The 19,061-nt window shown below is 61.0% G+C and carries 21 protein-coding genes, 1 other RNA gene and 1 riboswitch; of the genes, 14 read left to right on the top strand and 8 right to left on the bottom strand.

The features are described from left to right. Positions 1-44 precede the first annotated feature (44 nt). From AC1DD7_RS11325 to AC1DD7_RS11375, 11 genes are all read left to right on the top strand, one after another. On the top strand, positions 45-248 hold the full coding sequence (locus AC1DD7_RS11325; RefSeq protein WP_477515041.1) for a hypothetical protein: 204 nt from the start codon (positions 45-47) through the stop codon (positions 246-248). Between the two features lie 45 nt (positions 249-293). Next, complete coding sequence (locus AC1DD7_RS11330; RefSeq protein WP_477515180.1) at positions 294-716, top strand: TadE family protein; 423 nt, start codon at positions 294-296, stop codon at positions 714-716. A 61-nt stretch (positions 717-777) separates the two neighbouring features. Then, positions 778-1,251, top strand: coding sequence for a hypothetical protein (locus tag AC1DD7_RS11335; protein ID WP_477515181.1), 474 nt, complete (start codon positions 778-780; stop codon positions 1,249-1,251). A 70-nt stretch (positions 1,252-1,321) separates the two neighbouring features. Beyond that, a complete protein-coding gene (locus AC1DD7_RS11340) occupies positions 1,322-1,732 on the top strand; it encodes a pilus assembly protein TadG-related protein (protein ID WP_477515042.1) in 411 nt (136 codons plus the stop codon). 86 nt (positions 1,733-1,818) lie between these two features. Next, positions 1,819-2,934 carry a peptide chain release factor 2 gene (gene prfB / locus AC1DD7_RS11345; RefSeq protein ID WP_431115685.1) on the top strand — a complete coding sequence of 372 codons (1,116 nt, stop codon included), beginning with the start codon at positions 1,819-1,821 and terminating at the stop codon, positions 2,932-2,934. 179 nt (positions 2,935-3,113) lie between these two features. Then, positions 3,114-3,878, top strand: a complete 765-nt coding sequence (gene ftsE / locus AC1DD7_RS11350) for a cell division ATP-binding protein FtsE (RefSeq protein ID WP_216924001.1) — start codon at positions 3,114-3,116, stop codon at positions 3,876-3,878. Next, positions 3,875-4,789 (top strand): permease-like cell division protein FtsX, encoded by a 915-nt coding sequence (gene ftsX, locus AC1DD7_RS11355; protein ID WP_224164730.1) that lies wholly within the window; start codon positions 3,875-3,877, stop codon positions 4,787-4,789. The genes ftsE and ftsX overlap by 4 nt, the downstream gene beginning before the upstream one ends. A gap of 55 nt (positions 4,790-4,844) precedes the next feature. After that, the gene (locus AC1DD7_RS11360; protein ID WP_431120266.1) at positions 4,845-6,257 is read left to right on the top strand and encodes a peptidoglycan DD-metalloendopeptidase family protein; all 1,413 of its coding nucleotides are present in this window, start codon (positions 4,845-4,847) and stop codon (positions 6,255-6,257) included. Between the two features lie 83 nt (positions 6,258-6,340). Continuing rightward, positions 6,341-6,811, top strand: coding sequence for an SsrA-binding protein SmpB (smpB, locus tag AC1DD7_RS11365; protein ID WP_026540087.1), 471 nt, complete (start codon positions 6,341-6,343; stop codon positions 6,809-6,811). Between the two features lie 131 nt (positions 6,812-6,942). Beyond that, positions 6,943-7,311: a transfer-messenger RNA gene (ssrA, locus tag AC1DD7_RS11370) on the top strand. Positions 7,312-7,537: 226 nt separating this feature from the next. Then, complete coding sequence (locus AC1DD7_RS11375; protein WP_477515043.1) at positions 7,538-8,551, top strand: S1C family serine protease; 1,014 nt, start codon at positions 7,538-7,540, stop codon at positions 8,549-8,551. 24 nt (positions 8,552-8,575) lie between these two features. On the opposite strand, the gene AC1DD7_RS11380 is transcribed toward AC1DD7_RS11375, so the two are convergent. Then, complete coding sequence (locus tag AC1DD7_RS11380; RefSeq protein WP_477515182.1) at positions 8,576-8,905, bottom strand: hypothetical protein; 330 nt, start codon at positions 8,903-8,905, stop codon at positions 8,576-8,578. Positions 8,906-8,993: 88 nt separating this feature from the next. Between AC1DD7_RS11380 and AC1DD7_RS11385 the strand changes: the two genes are divergently transcribed. Then, on the top strand, positions 8,994-10,448 hold the full coding sequence (locus tag AC1DD7_RS11385; RefSeq protein WP_477515044.1) for an MFS transporter: 1,455 nt from the start codon (positions 8,994-8,996) through the stop codon (positions 10,446-10,448). Positions 10,449-10,466: 18 nt separating this feature from the next. On the opposite strand, the gene AC1DD7_RS11390 is transcribed toward AC1DD7_RS11385, so the two are convergent. The 7 genes from AC1DD7_RS11390 to AC1DD7_RS11420 all read right to left on the bottom strand — a co-directional run bounded on the left by AC1DD7_RS11390 (position 10,467) and on the right by AC1DD7_RS11420 (position 17,728). Further along, positions 10,467-11,180 (bottom strand): metal-dependent transcriptional regulator, encoded by a 714-nt coding sequence (locus AC1DD7_RS11390; protein ID WP_477515045.1) that lies wholly within the window; start codon positions 11,178-11,180, stop codon positions 10,467-10,469. 9 nt (positions 11,181-11,189) lie between these two features. Continuing rightward, positions 11,190-11,945, bottom strand: coding sequence for a class I SAM-dependent methyltransferase (locus tag AC1DD7_RS11395; protein WP_477515183.1), 756 nt, complete (start codon positions 11,943-11,945; stop codon positions 11,190-11,192). Between the two features lie 149 nt (positions 11,946-12,094). Beyond that, entirely contained in the window at positions 12,095-13,504 is a 1,410-nt protein-coding gene (locus AC1DD7_RS11400; RefSeq protein ID WP_477515046.1) for an aminotransferase class V-fold PLP-dependent enzyme, read from the bottom strand. A gap of 32 nt (positions 13,505-13,536) precedes the next feature. Next, positions 13,537-13,650: riboswitch (SAM riboswitch) on the bottom strand. 182 nt (positions 13,651-13,832) lie between these two features. Beyond that, the gene (gene hisN / locus AC1DD7_RS11405) at positions 13,833-14,645 is read right to left on the bottom strand and encodes a histidinol-phosphatase (RefSeq protein WP_477515047.1); all 813 of its coding nucleotides are present in this window, start codon (positions 14,643-14,645) and stop codon (positions 13,833-13,835) included. Positions 14,646-14,699: 54 nt separating this feature from the next. After that, positions 14,700-15,815 (bottom strand): ribosome small subunit-dependent GTPase A, encoded by a 1,116-nt coding sequence (gene rsgA, locus AC1DD7_RS11410; protein WP_477515048.1) that lies wholly within the window; start codon positions 15,813-15,815, stop codon positions 14,700-14,702. Positions 15,816-15,817: 2 nt separating this feature from the next. Beyond that, positions 15,818-17,206 carry a 3-phosphoshikimate 1-carboxyvinyltransferase gene (gene aroA, locus AC1DD7_RS11415; protein ID WP_477515049.1) on the bottom strand — a complete coding sequence of 463 codons (1,389 nt, stop codon included), beginning with the start codon at positions 17,204-17,206 and terminating at the stop codon, positions 15,818-15,820. 6 nt (positions 17,207-17,212) lie between these two features. After that, the gene (locus AC1DD7_RS11420) at positions 17,213-17,728 is read right to left on the bottom strand and encodes a DoxX family membrane protein (RefSeq protein ID WP_477515050.1); all 516 of its coding nucleotides are present in this window, start codon (positions 17,726-17,728) and stop codon (positions 17,213-17,215) included. Between the two features lie 193 nt (positions 17,729-17,921). Between AC1DD7_RS11420 and AC1DD7_RS11425 the strand changes: the two genes are divergently transcribed. Both AC1DD7_RS11425 and rsrA read left to right on the top strand, forming a co-directional pair. Continuing rightward, positions 17,922-18,734, top strand: a complete 813-nt coding sequence (locus tag AC1DD7_RS11425) for a sigma-70 family RNA polymerase sigma factor (RefSeq protein WP_431115672.1) — start codon at positions 17,922-17,924, stop codon at positions 18,732-18,734. Then, positions 18,731-18,991, top strand: a complete 261-nt coding sequence (rsrA, locus tag AC1DD7_RS11430; RefSeq protein ID WP_216923992.1) for a mycothiol system anti-sigma-R factor — start codon at positions 18,731-18,733, stop codon at positions 18,989-18,991. Before AC1DD7_RS11425 ends, rsrA begins: the two co-directional genes overlap by 4 nt. Positions 18,992-19,061: the final 70 nt, after the last annotated feature.

Below are 19,061 nucleotides of genomic sequence, written 5' to 3' on the forward strand. Positions count from 1 at the left end.
AAATAATGAAGAAGTATGGACGATCGATTTCTGCCGCAAACACGATGACTTGGCCCTTTTTCTCCTGGGCCTTCGCCGTGCAGGCGCGAAATGCGGCATCACAGCTGGAACACGGTGAGCGCGGTGACGTCCCCGGGTGGGTGATGATCACCTTGATGTCCGCAATATTGGTCGCGGGGCTCCTCGCAATTGCATCGCCAGCATTGGCGGACCTCTTCACGCAGGCCATGGCCAAGGTGGGCAGCTAGGAGATGGGGCAGGCGTGGTCCCGCAGGCAAAATCACGCACTCTGCCTGCCCTGTGCATTTCAAAATCCCTGCGCATTTGAAAGTCCCTGTGCACTCAAAAGTGGGGAACGAGGTTCCGCCGTTATCGATTTCGTGATGATTGCTGCGCTGCTGACGTTGCTGTTCATGGCGATCGTCCAGCTCACGCTTGTCCTTCATGTCCGAAACACACTTGTTGATGCCGCCGCGTCCGGAGCGCGATATGGAACCCTTGCCGATCGAACGGCTACGGACGCGGAGGCCAGGACTTCCGAACTGATCGAAACGGCGCTCAATGGAGATTTCGCGGCAGACGTGACCACCGCTGAAAGGAATCTGGAGGGAATTCGGGCATTGGAAGTGACCGTGAGGGCGCCTATGCCAGTCGTGGGGCTTATCGGACCGGGCGGAGTCATGGAGGTTGCCGGACATGCTGCCCTTCCAAAGTGATGTCCTGACTCCGGCGCCGTTTCCCGCTTCGACAATGAACCGCCGTAGGCATCGACTGAAGATGGCTTTGCAGTTGGTGTTCGGACCATATCAAGACATATCTGCAGTGGGTGCCGACGTCGAAAGGCAACGCGGCAGTGCCATCGTGGAGTTTACGTTCCTGGCACTGTTGCTCATGGTCCCGGTTGTCTATTTCCTGGTAACCGTGGGCCAAATCCAAGGCGGATCCTTCGCGGTGGTGGGTGCGGCGGATCAGGCGGCCAAGGTCTTTGTGTCCCAAACTGAACCCGCCCTCGCGAGGACCAGCGCAGAACAGAGCGTCCTCCTGGCGTTGAAGGATTACGGCTACCCGGCGCAAGCGGCCGAAATGGAGATCACGTGCGACCGGTCAGACTGCCTTTCGGCTGGCGCAGCAGTGACAGTTTGGGTTCGACTGACTGTCCCTTTGCCGATGGTTCCGTTTGGCGACTCGCTACAACTTAACGCTGCCGTGCTCAATGCCTCTGCAACACAAGTCGTGGGCCGCTTTCAGTGAATCGTCAACGTGAAGAGGAGCCGTAAAGATGGCGATGGGGCGGATAGGGCGCAAAGAGGAAGAGGGACAGATGACCGTGCTGATCGTAGGCTTCGTACTTCTGGCACTCCTGTTGGCCGCGGTGGTGATGGCTACTTCGGCGATTTACCTGGAGCACAAAAAACTTCTGTCCTTGGCCGATGGCGCCGCACTTGCTGCTGCAGATTCGTACGTCGTGGGTGACATCGAAGGAAGCAGTGTGCCCTCGGCGTCGCTGGTGGACGAGCGGGTGCTGGGCGCGGTTGATCTGTACCTGGGAAACAGCGAAGCCTTCTCCGTGCACGATCACTTGGAAGTTTCTCCTGAAACGGGAAGTTCACCCGGCGGTACGGCGGTGGTGGTCTTAAGGGCGATCGCCCATCCGCCCTTGGTCACCTTCCTGCTGCCTGAGGGAATCCCTGTTGAAGCAAGATCCACGGCCAGATCCCGGCTCACCCAATAACGACATAACGCAATGACGCAATCATACGGACGCAATGACGGCGCCCAGTCGGGGGAGTCCGGCTGATAGCGTACGCTGGAAAGACCATGGCTGAGATTGATTTTCCCGCAGAAATCCGCGCGCTTCGCGCCACTTACAGTTCCATCGAGAACGTCACCGATGTTGATGCCTTGAAGGCAGAAATCGCCGAATTGAGTGAGCAGGCTGGCGCGCCGGACCTTTGGGATGACCCCGCATCGGCGCAAGTTGTCACTTCGCGCTTATCCCACCGGCAAGCAGAAGTGGAGCGCTTGTCCAAGCTTGCCTCACGCATTGACGACCTCGAAGTACTGGTGGAGCTCGGCCAGGACGAGGGCGACGAAGCCTCAATGGCCGAGGCAGCCAAAGAGCTGGCTTCTATTCGCAAGGCCCTCGCCGAGCTCGAAATCGTCACCCTGTTGTCCGGCGAATACGACGAGCGGGAAGCCGTAGTGACCATCAGGGCAGGAGCCGGTGGTGTCGACGCTGCCGACTTCGCCGAAATGCTGATGCGTATGTACCTGCGGTGGGCGGAGCGCCACGGATACCCCACTACCGTGATGGACACGTCCTATGCTGAAGAAGCAGGCCTGAAGTCCGCCACGTTTGAGGTCAAGGCGCCGTACGCATTCGGCACCCTCAGCGTCGAGGCGGGCACACACCGCCTGGTCCGTATCAGCCCCTTTGACAACCAGGGCCGCCGGCAGACCTCGTTCGCCGCCGTCGAAGTCATCCCGCTGATTGAACAGACCGACTCAATCGAGATTCCGGACAACGAAATCCGCGTGGACGTCTTCAGGTCTTCAGGACCAGGAGGCCAGTCGGTCAATACGACCGACTCCGCCGTGCGCCTGACACACATTCCCACGGGCATCGTCGTGTCAATGCAAAATGAAAAGTCGCAGCTTCAAAACCGGGCAGCTGCCTTGCGTGTGCTCCAGTCGCGGTTGCTGCTTGTTAAGAAGGAACAGCAGGACGCTGAAAAGAAAGCCTTGGCCGGTGATGTCAAGGCGTCTTGGGGAGACCAGATGCGCTCCTATGTGCTCAATCCTTACCAGATGGTCAAGGACCTGCGCACGGAACACGAAGTAGGCAACACTTCGGCTGTCCTGGACGGCGACATCGATGACTTCATCGACGCCGGTATCCGTTGGCGCACTGGCAACCGTAACGCTGCCAGCTAGGGTCTCAGTCCGCGTTCCGGGGGCGTCGGATTCCACGACACGCCCCCGAAACCCCCGGAATCCCGGCTGCTGCGTGCGTATAGTCGAGTGGCCGGTGCTCTCACTTCCCCCATCGAAAGCCCGCGCTCCGGCTGTTGGACTGGGCGAGTACGTCATGTCCGGCGGGGTTCTAAAGGGCCATGATCAGATTTGAGAATGTCACCAAGGTCTACGAGCAGAATGCCCGACCGGCGCTCGATTCTGTCAGCCTTGAGATCAACCGCGGTGAATTCACCTTCCTGGTGGGCGCCTCAGGCTCAGGAAAATCCACCTTCCTGAGATTGATCCTGAAGGAAGACAAAGCATCCTCAGGTTCGGTTTACGTTGCCGGCCAGAACGTGGCCAACATTTCGAGCTGGCGAGTCCCCAAGCTTCGCCGGGGTATCGGTGTGGTCTTCCAGGATTTCCGTCTTCTACCGCAGAAGAATGTCTTCGCGAACGTGGCGTTTGCCATGCAGGTCATCGGCAAGAGCCGCTCCATTATCCGGGAGACGGTTCCTGAGGTATTGAAGACCGTTGGCCTTGAGGGCAAGGAAAAGCGGATGCCTCACGAACTTTCAGGTGGCGAGCAGCAGCGTGTGGCGATTGCCCGCGCCGTCGTCAACCGCCCAGGCATTCTCCTTGCGGACGAACCCACCGGGAACCTTGACCCCATTACGTCCATGGGAATCATGGGAGTCCTGGACAAGATCAACCAGAACGGCACCACTGTGGTCATGGCTACCCACGACGACGACATCGTTAATGAAATGCGCCGCCGCGTGGTGGAGCTCAAGAATGGCAAGGTCATCCGTGACGAAGCGAAGGCACTGTACACGTCCATGATTCCGGTTGTGGGTGAATCGCGGCGGCTGAAGGACGCCAGTGGCGAGGAACTCAACCGCGCGCAGGGGGCACAGCTGTGAGGCTCCTTTTCATCCTCGGGGAGATCGGCAGCGGCCTGCGCCGCAACCTGTCCATGGTGATCTCGGTCGTCTTGGTGACCTTTGTTTCCCTGACGTTCGTTGGCGCAGCCGGAATGCTGCAGATGCAGATCAACCAGATGAAGGGCTACTGGTACGACAAAGTCCAGGTTGCGGTCTTCCTCTGCAACGATGGCTCGACGGCGGTTGGTTGCGCCTCGGGGCCGGCCACCAAGGAACAGCAGGACAATCTTCAGGCAATGTTGGAGTCTCCCGCAGTCAAGCAGTACATCAACGACTTCCAATTCGAATCCCAGGCCGAGGCCTACAAGCACTTCAAAGAGCAGTTCTCCAATTCGCCGATTGTTGATTCCGTGTCTGAGGACCAGTTGCCGGCCTCGTTCCGTATCAACATGAAGAACCCCGAGAAGTACCAGATCATCAGCGAAACATTTTCCTCGCAACCTGGCGTAGAGACGGTGAGTGACCAGCGCCAGGTGTTGGAGCGGATCTTCTCCTGGATGAACGGCGCTTCTGTGGCCGCGATGGGTGTGGCGGCGGTGATGATCTTCTGCGCGGTGCTTCTGATAACCACCACGATCCGGCTCTCGGCGTTCAGCCGGCGCCGGGAAACGGGGATCATGCGCCTGGTGGGCGCCTCGAAGACAGTGATCCAGTTGCCGTTCATCCTGGAGGGTGTGATCGCCGCTGTTGTCGGGGCCTTGTTGGCCTCCGTGACGCTGTGGCTGATGGCACACTTCTGGCTCAATGGTGATCTCTCCAGGCAATTCCTTAACACTCCCTTCATCTCATCGACGCAGGTCCTGGTGATCGCGCCGGTGCTGATTGCGCTCGGCGGCGGCTTGGCCGGGATATCCTCCTTGTTGACCCTCCGGCGTTACCTGAAGGTTTAGTGATGAAGGACGGGCGGCTGCGAACCACTGTGCTGACAAGCGAAAAGGACTCATGATGACCACGTTGGACCAGAACTCCCTGCGTCGGCGCCTTGCGTCCGGCCAAGCCAGGATTCTTGGTGGCGTGCTCGCCCTGGGCCTCGCTGTGAGCCTCCTGTCCGGTGTACCTACGGCCCATGCGGACAGCCTGGACGACCAGCAGGCTGCACTCGAGGCTGAATCCGCGCGCGTCCAAGCGTCCTTGGAGTTTGTGGACTCGAAGATCGCCAAGGCCGCGGGCGATCTTGTCATCTACCAAGGACGTCTCCCGGGCGCCCAGCAGGCACTTCTGGAAGCGCAGGGCCGCGTGGCCAGTGCTGTCAAGGAAGTTGAGGCATTGGCTGCCCGGGTGGAGCTCGCCCAGCAGAACAAAGCCAAAATCACTGAGCAGCTTGAGAGTGACAAGCAGAAGATCACCGATACGAAGAAACTGATCGGCCAAATCGCCTCACAGGCCTACAAATCCGGGGGCGTGCCCACCAACATCGCCCTGCTCTTCGGATCCAACGAGTCCGGCAGCCTGACAGAATCCATGGACCTCGCCGATCAGGCCATGCGCAGCCAGAACGCTGCAATGACCAAGCTGACCCAACAGAACGCCACCAACGTAAACTCCCAGGCCCGGCTGGCCGCCGTCGAGGCTGAGATCCAGGACCTGAAGGCCAAAGCCGACGCCGCGCTTGAGCGGGAGAAGGCTGCGCGCGACGAGGCTGCGAGCAAGAAAGCCGAAGTCGACAAGCTCATCGAGGACACCACCCGCCTGAATGGACAACTACAGGCGGCCAAGCCCGGCATTGAAGCCGATCTTGCCCGCGTGAAGGCCGAACAGGACTCTGTTGCAGCCGAAATCGTAGAGAGGGACCGCAAGCTTCGGGAGGCGTGGGAGGCGGAGCAGCGTCGCCTCGCCGCAGAGGCAGCTGCTGCTGCGGCCGCCGCAGCAGCTGCGCAAGGAAGGCCGGCACCCCCCGAGCAACCGTATGTCCCGCCGGTGGGTTCGCCTTCCGCGTTTGGTTTGCGACACCCCTTCGCCAGCTACGTACCCATCACGTCAGGATTCGGCTGGCGGGCAACCCCGCCCGGAACCATCGATTTCTATGGCACGGGTGGTTACATGCACACCGGCATCGACTTCGGTGCAGCCTGCGGTACTCCTGTTTATGCTGCAGCTGCCGGTACTGTCTTCAACTCTGGTTGGAACTCGGCAGACGGCGGTGGATGGCGGGTGAAGCTGTCCCACGGCGTGGTGCAGGGCAACTCCCTGACGACCATTTACTATCACAACAGCAGCATTGTGGTGGCCAACGGGCAGCAAGTATCGCAGGGGCAACTCATTGCGTACTCGGGTAGCACGGGTAACTCCACGGGGTGCCACGCACACTTCGAAACCTGGCTGAACGGCGCCGCAGTGGATCCGATGACCCTCCTCTAGTAGCCCGTCCCTTCGTCAGGGACCAGGGCCCGCGGGCTCTGGCGTACACTAGTTGAAATCCGCATCTAACAAGGAGTTCTACCGTGCCCAAGGAAAGTGGCCGTAAGGTAGTGGCCACCAATCGGAAGGCCCGGCATAACTACCATGTCCTGGATACCTATGAGGCTGGCATTGCGCTGATGGGTACCGAAGTGAAATCCCTCCGTGAAGGCCACGCCTCCATGGTGGACGGCTTTTGTACCTTCTACAATGACGAACTGTGGATGGAGGGCATCCACATCCCTGAGTATCACCAGGGGAGCTGGACCAACCATGCCGCGCGCCGCCGTCGTAAGCTTTTGCTTCACCGCGAAGAGCTGGACAAGATCTCCCAAAAGATCCGCGAATCCGGCTTCACCGTGGTGCCGTTGCAGCTTTACTTCCTGGACGGTCGGGCAAAGGTTGAAATAGCAATAGCACGAGGTAAAAAGGACTACGACAAGCGCCAAACGCTGCGTGAGCAGCAGGATAAGCGCGAATCGTTGCGCGAACTGCGGGAGCGCAACCGCCGCTAGGTTTGGATGCAGGTGCTCCCGCCCAGGGCTTGTGTCGCGGGAATGATCTTCCGGGTGCATGCGTTATGATGGATAGTCCGGTAGGTATTTGATCGCTTGATGAATGCCTTGCCGGTTTGGTAACAAAATACGGGGATGATCGGTTTCGACGATGTTAGTCGCGACAGGTGAAGCGGGCCGAGGATGCAGAATTATCTCGTAAACGCTGTCTGCAAACCAATAAGTGCCGAATCTAAGCGCACTGACTTCGCTCTCGCTGCCTAAGCAGTAAGACAGTCCGTCAGCCCGGGGTTGCTATCGCCCCGGTTCCTGGCGTCATTTAGATAGCCACTGCTGTTTGCCTTCGTCATTGAGGTAAACGGGACTTTTAGATGACTGGGCCCGGATCAGCCACCTGTTTGCAGGATGGCTGGGGCCGAGAAAATCCGACGCAAACTGCGCCCGGAGAAGCCCTGACAAAACGACATCGGACGGGGGTTCAATTCCCCCCATCTCCACCGGAAGGCCCTCGGATCCCAGTGATCCGGGGGCTTTTTCTTTGTCCGAACACGCCACGCATGCCGTTCACCCACGGCGTAGGGGAACGAGGACTAGCCACCCTGTCCTGGCCGTTGTACAGGGTAGGCACTGAACTGTACTGGACAGGCACTGAACCGTACTCGATAGGCAAAGAACCTGGACTGGAACCGGACAGGACGTGCACGGCACCGCGGTAGCAGGAGGCATGTGATGAGTACCGAACCAGAGTTTGAAATTCCGGATGACGGCCGGGATTCAGAGGCGACTACGGAGCGGGATGACGACGCGGCCTTGGACGCTTACTCGCAGATCGTCATTCGGGTTGCGGAGTCTGTCACGCCGCACGTGGCCGCTATCGAGATGACGAGTGCGCGTCGGAACGGGCAACTGCGTGTGGGCAGCGGATCGGCCGTGGTCTTCACCGGTGACGGGTATATGCTCACCAATGCCCATGTCGTGGCAGGCATCCAGTCCGGAAGAGCGGTGTTTGCCAATGGCAAGCAGACCGACGTGGAGCTCGTGGGGGCGGACCCGCTGTCTGACCTGGCCGTCGTCCGTGGTCTCAAACCCACCCCGCCACCCGCCATCTTGGGTAACGCCGATTCGCTAAGGGTTGGCCAGCTGGTGATCGCGGTGGGCAATCCGCTGGGCCTTGCGGGATCCGTGACTGCCGGCGTGGTCAGCGGCCTGGGACGATCCATCCCCGTCCGTGCAGGGGATCACCGCCGGGTGATTGAGGATGTCATCCAGACTGACGCGGCCCTTAACCCGGGCAACTCTGGTGGCGCCCTGGCCGACACCCGGGGCCGCATCGTAGGAATCAACACGGCCATTGCTGGTCTGGGCCTTGGACTCGCCGTACCTATTAATAGGACAACCCAGCGAATTATCGCCTCCCTGCTCAAGGATGGGAGGGTGCGCCGTGCCTACTTGGGTTTGGTGAGTACGCCGATCCCGCTCGATGCCAGTGCGGTGGTGCGGACTGGCCAGAAAGAGGGGCTGCGCGTCGTGGAAGTCATTGCCGGCTCACCTGCGGAATTATCGGGGCTCCAGCCAGGGGACCTGGTGCTTCGGGCCCAGGGCAGGGCTGTATCCAGTGCAGAGAGTTTGCAGAAGCTGCTGTTTGCCGAGGCCATAGGCGAACCATTCCCGTTGACTGTGATGCGTGACGGCAAAACGGTACAGCTGATAGCCGTTCCGTCGGAGATGAGCCAGCAATGACGGGCCAGCAACAATGAGACGAGCCTAGGCCTGATCCTCGCGGACGTCGACCACACCCACAAAGCGGCTGCCGACCCCTTCATATTCGCTGCGCACGTCACCAAGGAACAGTTCCGGCAGTTCACTGTTTTTGTGGTGTCCGCAAAAGACGAACGAGAAGTCTGGCCACCACTTTTTGGGCCGCACCGCCTCTGAGTACCCGCACACTGCGCAGCTCAGGTGGACCCAAACGGGCCGTTTGCCCGTGCGGTTGGCACGTGACTGGACCAGCCAGGCTGGTGGATTGTCCTGGATGCTACGAAGTTCGGCTTCTGAGAGCCGTGACGGGATGCCGTGGCGCTGGGCCATTTCCATGGAGATATCAAGGGCCAATGCTGCGTCACGTCTACTAATCACTGTTTAACGATACGGGACTTCGCCATGGACGAATGCCGCGTAGGCTGTGCACATGACGGATGCTGTGGCTTTGCTGCCGAGAACGCCGCTTCAAAAACGGGTGCTCGTTGTGGCAATTGTGGCTTCTTTCATCGCCATTCTGGATGGTTTCGTGGTGAACCTTGCCCTCCCGGCCATTGGACGCGAACTTGGCGGTGGCTTGGTTATCCAGCAATGGGTGGTGGATGCCTATCTGTTGACCCTCGGGGCCCTCATCCTGGTGGCCGGTTCATTATCGGATCACTTTGGCCGGGCACGGATCCTCGAATGGGGACTGGCGGGCTTTGCCCTGACGTCGGTGATGTGTGGCCTGGCCTGGAACGGGGAAGTCCTGGTGGTGTCCCGCGCACTTCAAGGTATTGCAGGCGCCCTCCTGGTGCCCAGTTCGTTGGCTATGATCATTACCTCCTTCTCCGGGCCTTCCCAGTCCAAAGCGATCGGCCAGTGGTCCGGCTGGACGAGTGCCGCCGCCATCGTAGGGCCACTCATTGGCGGGGTTTCCGTGGACATGCTGTCGTGGCGGGTGATCTTCTTCATCAACGTAATTCCCGCCGTCGCGATTTGGCCTCTGCTCGCGGGCCTTCGGGCCTCGGATGCGGCCAGGGACAAGAGCAAGGGAATCGACTACCTCGGCGCTGTTCTGGCCATGATCGGACTGGGTGGTCCCGTCTATGCGTTCATTGAACAGGGCCGGATGGGTTGGATGAGCGTCCAGGTGTGGCTGCCGCTCCTGGCCGGTGTGGTGGCGATGGTGTTGTTCCTGGTCCACGAGGCAAGGACCAGGGAGCCGATGTTGCCGTTGAGGCTGTTTGCCATAAGGAACTTTGGCTGGGGCAACCTTGCCACGCTTGCGATCTACGGCGGGATATCGCTGGGATTCTTCGTCCTGGGCATCTATCTCCAGCAGGTTGGAGGCATGGGGGCTACCATCGCGGGAATCGCTTTGCTCCCAGCGACCGTCATCCTGATGCTGATTGCGTCCTACTTCGGAGGGCTGGCAGGAAAATATGGTCCTCGATGGTTCATGACTGTGGGGCCGCTGTTATGCGGTGTGGGCTTTCTGATGTCCCTCTCCATCCAAGAGCCCCTGAACTACTGGACCCAGGTGCTGCCGGGGCAGATCGTCTTTGGCGTGGGACTCACCACCCTCGTAGCACCACTCACGGCAGCGATTCTAGGCGCGGTACCGCAGGAAGAGGCCGGGATTGGTTCGGCCGTCAACAACGCCGTGGCCCGTATTGCCGGCCTTATCTGCATTGCCTTTGCCGGCCTGATCGTTGGTCCTGTGTTCACACGGCAAGGTTTGTACAACGCCTTGGTTGTCACAGCGGCACTGTTCGTCGTCGGCGCGGTGGCGTCCGCCGTCGGGATCCGCAATCCCCTTCCCGAAGCGGCAGTTACCGCTGACAGTGCACCGGATACAGCGTCCGACGACGGCGGGTCGGCCGACGAGCGCAGCTAACCGATGCGCTGGGCACAGTTAGCGCGCGGGAAGCACGCAGCCTTCGTGGACTTCAGCGCTCTGGACCCAAAGCGCCGCTGTAACCTCGTCCGCGAGATCGAATTCGCGGCGTTGGGGTCCGCTGCCAATCCGAACAACCAGGGCTCCACCGAATGGTTTGCGCCCCACCACCTCCACAGGAGCGTCCAAGGTGATCTCTTCCGACGCGAGATAGCGAAGAAGATCAGGATTTTCGTCGCTGATCCGGGTGATGCGGCCTGAGTGGCCTTCATCCAACTCGATCATGCGGTAGGCGTGAGGGAGCTCCACCGATCCGTCAGCCGAGGGAATTGGGTCGCCGTGCGGATCCCGGAGGGGATGGCCAAGCTTGGCGGCCATGCGTTCGATGAAGGTATCGGACACCGCGTGCTCCAACATCTCAGCTTCATCATGGACTTCGTCCCAGCTGTAACCGAGTTCCTCAACGAGGTAAGTCTCAATGAGGCGATGACGCCGGACCATAGACAGTGCAAGGCGCATGCCCTCCGGAGTCAGCCTGATGGCACTGTAGGGTTGGTGGTCCACCAAGCCCTGGTCCTTGAGTTTGCGGACCATTTCAGACACCGAGGAATTGGCAACGCCAAGCCGCAGGGCAAGCTGCGAGGACGTAATCGGTTTGTCCTGCCACTCCGTATAGGAGTAGATGACCTTGACGTAGTCCTCGATCGAGGAGGAGGGCGTACTGGTCTTCACACACCAAGCCTACCGTGGCGGGGCGCCGTGGATCTTGCGGGCCCGCCACGTAGTGGTCAGGTACGGCAATCCAAGGAGTTGGCCGGGGGCATGGCCGAGATGATCGTAGAGGTACCATTCCAGGTTGCCCATGACCTTTGAGCGGGTGGCTTCATTTGCGCGGAGGTAGTAGCTGCGCGATTTTGTGAGCTCCATGATGTCCTCCGGTGACACGGCGTCCTCCCAGCTGGTGAGATGACTCGTCAAGTCCATGAATTCCGGTCCGATAACTGGCCGGAAGCCGGGCTTGTGCACATCTCCGGCGTGCATGATGCGTGACAACCGGTGAACCCAGGGCACCGAAGTGTCCAGTTGGTTCCATATCAGGCCGAGTACTCCGTGGGGCCGGAGGATCCGGGCGATTTCCGTGCTCGCTTTCATCGGGTCACACCAATGCCATGCCTGGGCAACGCTGACGACGTCGAATGCTGAGTCCGCCAGCCCTGTTGCCTCGGCCGTTCCCTCCAACGCCTCAACGCCGGGATAGGACTTTCGAAGTTGCTCCAGCATGTCTGTGGAAGGATCGACGGCGGCCACCTGCAGACCGCGGTCCACGAGCAGGGCCGTAAACTTGCCTGTGCCTGCACCAATATCCGCGGCGGTCTTCGCTCCAGGAGGAAGAAGCCAATCCACTGAGTCTGTGGGATAGCCGGGCCGAACGCGATCGTAGTGTTCGCCGCCGTCCTGGAAGCTCTGGCCCAGTTCGTGGCGGCGCGTGGCATGCAGCTTGGGACCACCTGGCCTGCCAGCGCTGCCGGAAACACCTCCGCCGGAAACAACGCCGCCGGAAACACTGCCGGAAGGCACGGCCACGCACAGACTCCTTTACCGCGAACGCCAGTTACCCTACGAATTTACCGCACAGTACGCGTGTTTCAGTCAATCGTGCAGGGTGCAGCCCCTGCGGTGCCCGGGGTGTTTGGAGCCCATTCCGGATAGATGCGGTGGTCGTTGGCCGGTACCCAGCGGCCTTCGTCCACTACATAGTCCCAACCGAGCCCTGTGCGCTTGAGTTCTTCGATACCAGCCAAGAGTCGTGTGGCATCCTCCAAGCGGGAGCCCACGCCGAAGCTGGCGCGCAGTGAGCCGGAAGGGAGTCCTAGCCGCTTGAGCAGGGGATGGGCGCAGAAGCGGCCGTCCCGAAGTCCTACACCGTGTTCGGCGGCGAGGTAGGCGGCCACCAGTCCGGCGTCGAATCCTTCCACCGAGAAATTGACCACGCCGATGGTGTCCTCGGAGTCGCTGAAGATCCGGTGGACGGTCACGCCGTCGATTGCTTCAAGTCCCTGTACGAGGTAGGAGCGGATGGCAGCTTCATGGGCATGCCAGGCATCCTGGTCCAAGCCGGCAAGCACCTGCGTCGCGCGGGCCAATGTTGCCGCGCCGAGGACGTTGGGGGAGCCGCCCTCGTGGCGTGCGGGACCTGAGGCCCAGCTGACCGAGTCCAGGCGGGCTTCACGAACAGCGCCACCACCGGCAAGGTGGGGAGTGCCGGCGTCGAGCCAGTCAGGACGGCCCACAACAACACCGGCGCCGAACGGAGCGTAGAGCTTATGCCCGGAGAACACGATGTAGTCGACGTCTGCCTCGGTGATGTTGATGCGGCGGTGCGGGGCAAGCTGTGCAGCGTCCACCACAATCCGGGCACCGTATTCGTGTGCAAGTGCTGCGAGTTCGGCGATCGGCAGGATTTCACCGGTCACGTTCGAGGCCCCGGTGACCGCCAGCAATGACACGCCGCCTTGACTGAGTTCCTCGCGGAGCTTGGCCAGGGTAGCTGTCAGTGTCGAAGCAGCTACGACACTGCGGTGGGGGACGCCCTGCCAGGGAAGGAGGTTGGCATGGTGCTCGATGTCCAGGTATAGGACCTCGCCCGTTGGCTTTCCGTCCAGTTGCGGGAGGCAGCCCGCCAACAGGTTCAGCGAGTCCGTGGTGTTCCGGGTGAAGATGACGGAATCGTCGGGACGGCCGCCGACGAATTCGCGGACGATGTCGCGGGAGTTCTCGTAGACCGAGGTGCTGATCTGGGAAGCGTAGCCCGCGCCGCGGTGGACACTGGCGTAGTAGGGGAGGATCTCGTTGAGATACGCAGAAACGATTGTCAGCGCTGGAGCGGATGCTCCGTAGTCGAGGTTGGCATAACGGACGTGGCCACCCTGGATCAAGGGAGCTTGCAGCTCCGCGCCCGTGACGGCGGCCAGTGGCCTGCCTGCAGCGGCTTCGTGCGCTGCTTCTTCGACCACAAGGGACGGCAGAACGGTGGAGTTGAACGTAGCAGTGCTCATGGGACCTCACTCAAGAGGGACCCCCCTGTGGGGATCCGCGCTTGCCGTATCCGTTCCGGACCGGCCAGGTCGTCACCCGGGGCACCCCACCGCGAATGGAGGGTTGCCGGCCAGCAAACCGGGGTTTAGCGCTGGCACTCGTGACCTGTAAAGAGGTTAGGTCACGCATCTGGCCTGCTCCAAAGTCGCTTCGCTTTGTTAAGCACATTGTTACGACGGGTCCGGAAACTGGGCTTTGGGCGAAGAAAAGACGGCGGATGCCCCGAAAAGGAGGCGTCCGCCGTCGAAAATTCTATGCAAAGCCGGTTGGCTTGTTGGTGCCGCTGGGTCAGAGGAGGTCATCCAGGGCAGGGTTTAGCCGCTTGAGGACCTCTGAATGCAGGATGGAGTTGGTGGCCAGGGCATTGCCGCCAAAGGGGCCGTCCTCGCCTTCCAGCGAGGTGAAACGGCCGCCGGCTTCCGTCACGATGGGCACCAGCGCTGCCATGTCGTAAAGGTTCAACTCTGGCTCGCAGGCGATATCCACGGCCCCCTCGGCAACCAGGCAATAGGACCAGAAGTCGCCATAGGCGCGCGTGCGCCAGATGTCTTCCGTCAACCCCAGGAACTCGTCCAGATTGCCGCGTTCCTTCCAACCGGAGAGGCTGGAATATGACATTGAGGCATCCGCCAACCGCGAAACGTTTGACACCTTGAGCCGGGTGGCTGACGCCAGGGAGCGGCCCATGTAGGCCCCCATGTCCTTTGCTGCCCACCAGCGCTTGCCCAGTGCGGGAGCGCTGACAACTCCAACGACCGGCTCGCCTTCGTCAACCAGTGCGATCAGGGTGGCCCACACGGGAACGCCCCGAACGAAGTTCTTGGTTCCGTCGATGGGGTCGATGATCCAACGCCGGGAGCCATGGCCGCTGCTGCCGAACTCCTCGCCGAGGACGGCGTCACGGGGGCGCGAGCGCGACAGTTGGCCACGGATGGCTTCTTCCGCAGCCTTGTCGGCATCCGTCACGGGCGTGAGGTCAGGCTTGGTCTCGACCTGCAGATCCAGAGCCTTGAAGCGGTCCATGGTTTGGGCGTCCACGGAATCCGCCAGCACGTGGGCCAGTCGAAGGTCGTCGTTGTAGCTGGAAACGGGTTGGGTCATGCCACCAAACTATCGTGAAACGTTCCGTGCAGCTGGGATGTGGAGCACCAATGCTTAGTTGACGGTACCCAGTTCCTTGGTCTCTTTGGCTTCCAATCGAGGGTCCGCGCCCAGCAGTCGCCGGAGCGAAGACAAGCGGGCCACTCCGGAAGGACCGGCATGTCCCTCGTTCACCCACGCGTCCAGGCCGCAATTGATGGCGCTGGCATCGTGCTTGCAGCCGCGGTCGCAAGCTTCCGTGCCCGGTTCCAAATCGGGGAAGGAATGCAGGATGCGGTCGGGGTCCACGTGCGCCAGTCCGAAGGAGCGGATACCGGGGGTATCGATGATCCAGCTGCCTGGAGGCGCGTCTGCCAGTTTCAGGGCCAACGCCGACGACGACGTGTGCCGGCCCCGCCCGGTGACGGCGTTGACACCACCGGTAGCCCGTTCGGCTCCGGTCAGGGCATTAACCATGGTGGACTTGCCGACGCCCGAATGGCCCAGCATGACAGTCACTTTTCCATCAAGGTGGGCCCGCAATTCGGCAACGGCTCGGCTGTCCAGCCGCGCGGACAGTCCGTCGTCCGAGCGGGCATCAATTCCGGACGCTTCATCATCTGCCGTACGGCTGATGATGATGGGAAAGTCCAGGCTGAGATAATTGGACAACAGCTCGGCGGGGTCCTTGACGTCTGCTTTGGTGACGAGCAGCAGCGGCTCGATCCCGGCGTCGTAGGCTGCAACCAAGGCGCGGTCAATAAAGCCGGTTCGGGGCTCCGGATTGGCCGCGGCGACCACCACCACAAGTTGGTCTGCGTTGGCCACCACCACTCTTTCGATGGGGTCGGTATCATCAGCGCTGCGCCGGAGCAGTGTTTTGCGCTCCTCTATGCGGACCAGCCGCGCAAGGGTGTCCGGCTCTCCCGATACATCGCCCACCAAGGCGACGAAATCGCCGGGGACTACGGGGTTTCGTCGCAGTTCACGCGCGCGTGCAGCGATGATAATGCGTTCATCCGAGGAGTCTTCCCCAACGATGGCGGTGTAGCGCCCGCGGTCTACCGTGATGATCCGGCCGATGACCGCGTCATCATGACTGGGGCGGTCTTTGGTGCGGGGTCTTGATCCTTTTTTGTTGGGACGGATCCGGACGTCGGATTCGTCCCAGGAGCTTGCGTCGCGGCCCATGGTCAGTTGCTGGCCTCACTGGTGACGGTTTCGTCGTCGCCTGTGCCGTGCTGCAGCATGGCCTCCCACATCTGGGGAAATTCGGGCATCGTCTTGGACGTGGTAGCGATATCCTCCACCTGAACGCCCTCAACGGCGAGCCCTAAAATAGCTCCCGCCGTCGCCATGCGGTGATCGGCGTAGCTGTGGACGACGCCTGGGTGCAAAGTGGCCGGGCGGATAATGAGGCCGTCGGCTGTTTCTTCTGCATCTCCGCCGAGCCGATTGATTTCAGCGGCCAGCGCGGCGAGCCGATCGGTTTCATGGCCACGAAGGTGCGCGATGCCGGTCAGTCGTGAAGGACCTGTAGCCAGTGCGCACAGCGCAGCGACCGTGGGCGCGAGCTCACTCGTTTCATCGAAGTCGGCGCCCTTGATTTCAGGTCCGCCCTTCACGGTGAGCGTACCGTTTTCGAGTGTCACGGTGGCACCCATCTCAACCAGGATGGTACGCCACAGATCGCCCACCTGGGTGGTTTGGGTGGGCCAGTTGGGGATCCTGACGGTTCCATGGGTCGCGAGGGCTGCGGCAAGGAACGGGCCGGCGTTGGAAAGGTCCTGTTCGATCCGCTGGTCAAAAGCATGAATGGGGCCAGGCGCGACTCGCCAGTGGTTGGGCACCGAATCGTCCACCTTGACGCCGACTCCACGAAGGACGGCAACGGTCATATTGATGTGGTCCAGGCTGGGGACCGGCTTGCCGACGTGTTCCAGGTGAAGGCCTTCGGTGAAACGGGCGCCCACCAGCAGCAAGGCCGACACGAACTGGGACGATGCGCTGGCATCGATCACCAGGTGGCCGCCCCGAACCTCGCCAGTGCCATCCACCGAGAAGGGAAGGGCCGACGGCGTCCTGCCGCCCTCGGTGGCGACAGGAACTCCGAGCGCGAGCAGTGCTTCGATGATGGTCCCCATGGGCCGCTTACGGGCATGGGGATCGCCGTCGAACGTGGTTGGACCATTGCGTAGCGCAGCTAAAGGTGGAACGAACCGCATGACAGTACCGGCAAGGCCGCAATCGATGGCAGTCTCCGCGCCCGAAGCTGAAGGATCCATGGGCGTGATTTCAAGGTCCGGTCCATAATCACCGTCGCCGGGTACCTCGGTAACGGTGGCACCCAGCTGCCTGAGCGCCTGAATCATCAGGACGGAATCGCGGGAGTGAAGGGGGGCTCGCAGCCGGGAAGGGCCGTCGGCCAATGCTGCAAGGACCAGGAAACGGTTGGTGAGCGATTTTGAGCCCGGCACCGTCACTGTGGCATCCACTGGCCTGGTGGCGTACGGAGCGGCCCAGAGGGGCAGGGTGTCGACCGAGTGTGTTGAACCCGTGTTTGCTGCGGTGGTACCTGTCATGCTTCCTTATGCTCCAACTGCGTTGTCTACGGCCTTGCGTACTGCTTTGTCTGCCCGCTTGAGCTGCTTGCCGGTGGCCTTCTTGGCATCGGCTGCCAGGTGTTCAGCCCGCCATGCAAGGCTCGGGCGGCCTTCAGTGTCCACAGAGGCCAGCAAAACGCCGCCGGTCAGGGAAATGTTCTTCAAGAGTTGGGCCCGGCGGGCGTTCCGGCCTTCCTTCGTGCTGATGTCGGCTGAGCGCCACTCCACATAGGAGTTCAGTGCGGACGTCAACGCCAGAACCGTTGCCGCGAAGCGGGAGAGTTTGCCAAGGCCAAGCAATGCGCCGGCGCCCAGCTGCGCACCACCGATTACCCGTGCCAGGACTTTCTCGTCAGTCGGGAAGGGCAGCGACTCCGAGGCGCGGCGAAGGACCGGGGACAATTGCCTGGCAGTGTCGTCCGCGTTCTTGAGCTTGTCCAGACCTGCGATGACAAAGCTGGACGCGAGCATCGGCCGCGCGAGAAAACGGATAACAGACATGTCTTGCCTCCTGGATGGCTTGTCATGATATTTCATGACGTTATTCACTAAGTGCTGTGTTCAAGGGGTGCAGTCTGCTCTAGTCTTGCACCTTTGCGGAATATTTACCCAGCGGCTGCCGTTGTGAACAACAAGCACGGTGAAGACCGGGCCGCGGCATGGTGTTGCCGCTTCGCTGAACGGAGTGGGTTTTTTGACCTTGGTTAAGGACCGCGTGGGTCTGCTGGAGGCTGGCTATCCTGCACAGCGGGATTCCCGGAAGCTGACAGTAGACTTGGCAACGATGAGCACCATTGAACCGGCCGCAGCGGCCATGTACGAAGCAGCCGACTCGTCCCCCGGGGACAGCACAGCCGACGCATCGGTACCAGCCGACGTCGATGTCACCACGGAAACTCCCGAACAGCGGCGGGAGCGTTTCGAGCGCGACGCCATGCAGTACGTGGACCAGCTGTATTCAGCGGCGATGAGGATGGCGCGGAATCCCTCCGATGCCGAGGACCTCGTTCAAGAGGCTTACACCAAGGCGTTTTCGGCTTTTCACCAGTACAAGCCGGGGACCAACCTCAAGGCCTGGCTCTACCGGATCCTGACGAACACCTACATCAACCTCTATCGGAAGCGGCAGCGTGAACCGCTGCAGTCCAACTCGGACACGATTGAGGATTGGCAGTTGGCAAAGGCTGAGTCGCACACCTCGTCCGGGTTGCGCTCCGCAGAGGCTGAAGCCCTGGACCACCTGCCGGATTCCGATGTCAAGAGCGCGTTGCAGGCCATCCCGGAGGAATTCCGGTTGGCTGTCTACTTCGCCGACGTCGAGGGATACGCCTACAAACAGATTTCCGAAATCATGAACACCCCGATCGGCACAGTCATGTCGCGCTTGCACCGCGGCCGGAAGATGCTGCGGGACATGCTGGCGGATTACGCCGCAGAACGGGGCTTCAAGGCCCACACCGAAGACCAGGCCGCGGCCGGGAGCAACAATCAGGAGAAAGAGCAATGAGCGACTGCCAGGGATTGGGCGATTGCGACGATACACGGATGCAGCGGATCTATGAGTACCTCGACGGCGCACTGACCCGCGAGGACCTCACAGAGATCAAGCAGCACTTGGACACCTGCGAGGAATGTGCCGAGCAGTATGACCTTGAGTGCCTTATCCGCACCATGGTCAAGCGTTCATGCACGGAGTCCGCGCCGGAGAACCTCAAGAACTCAATACTTGACCGGATCCACTCCATCAAGCCGGTGGAAGCGTGAGCCAACGCCGCTGATCCAGCAATGGGCCAGCAATGGTCCAGGTAAAAGGCTCACAAACGCCAAGGGCCCC

This window comes from Paenarthrobacter sp. 10L412, from assembly GCF_056395565.1.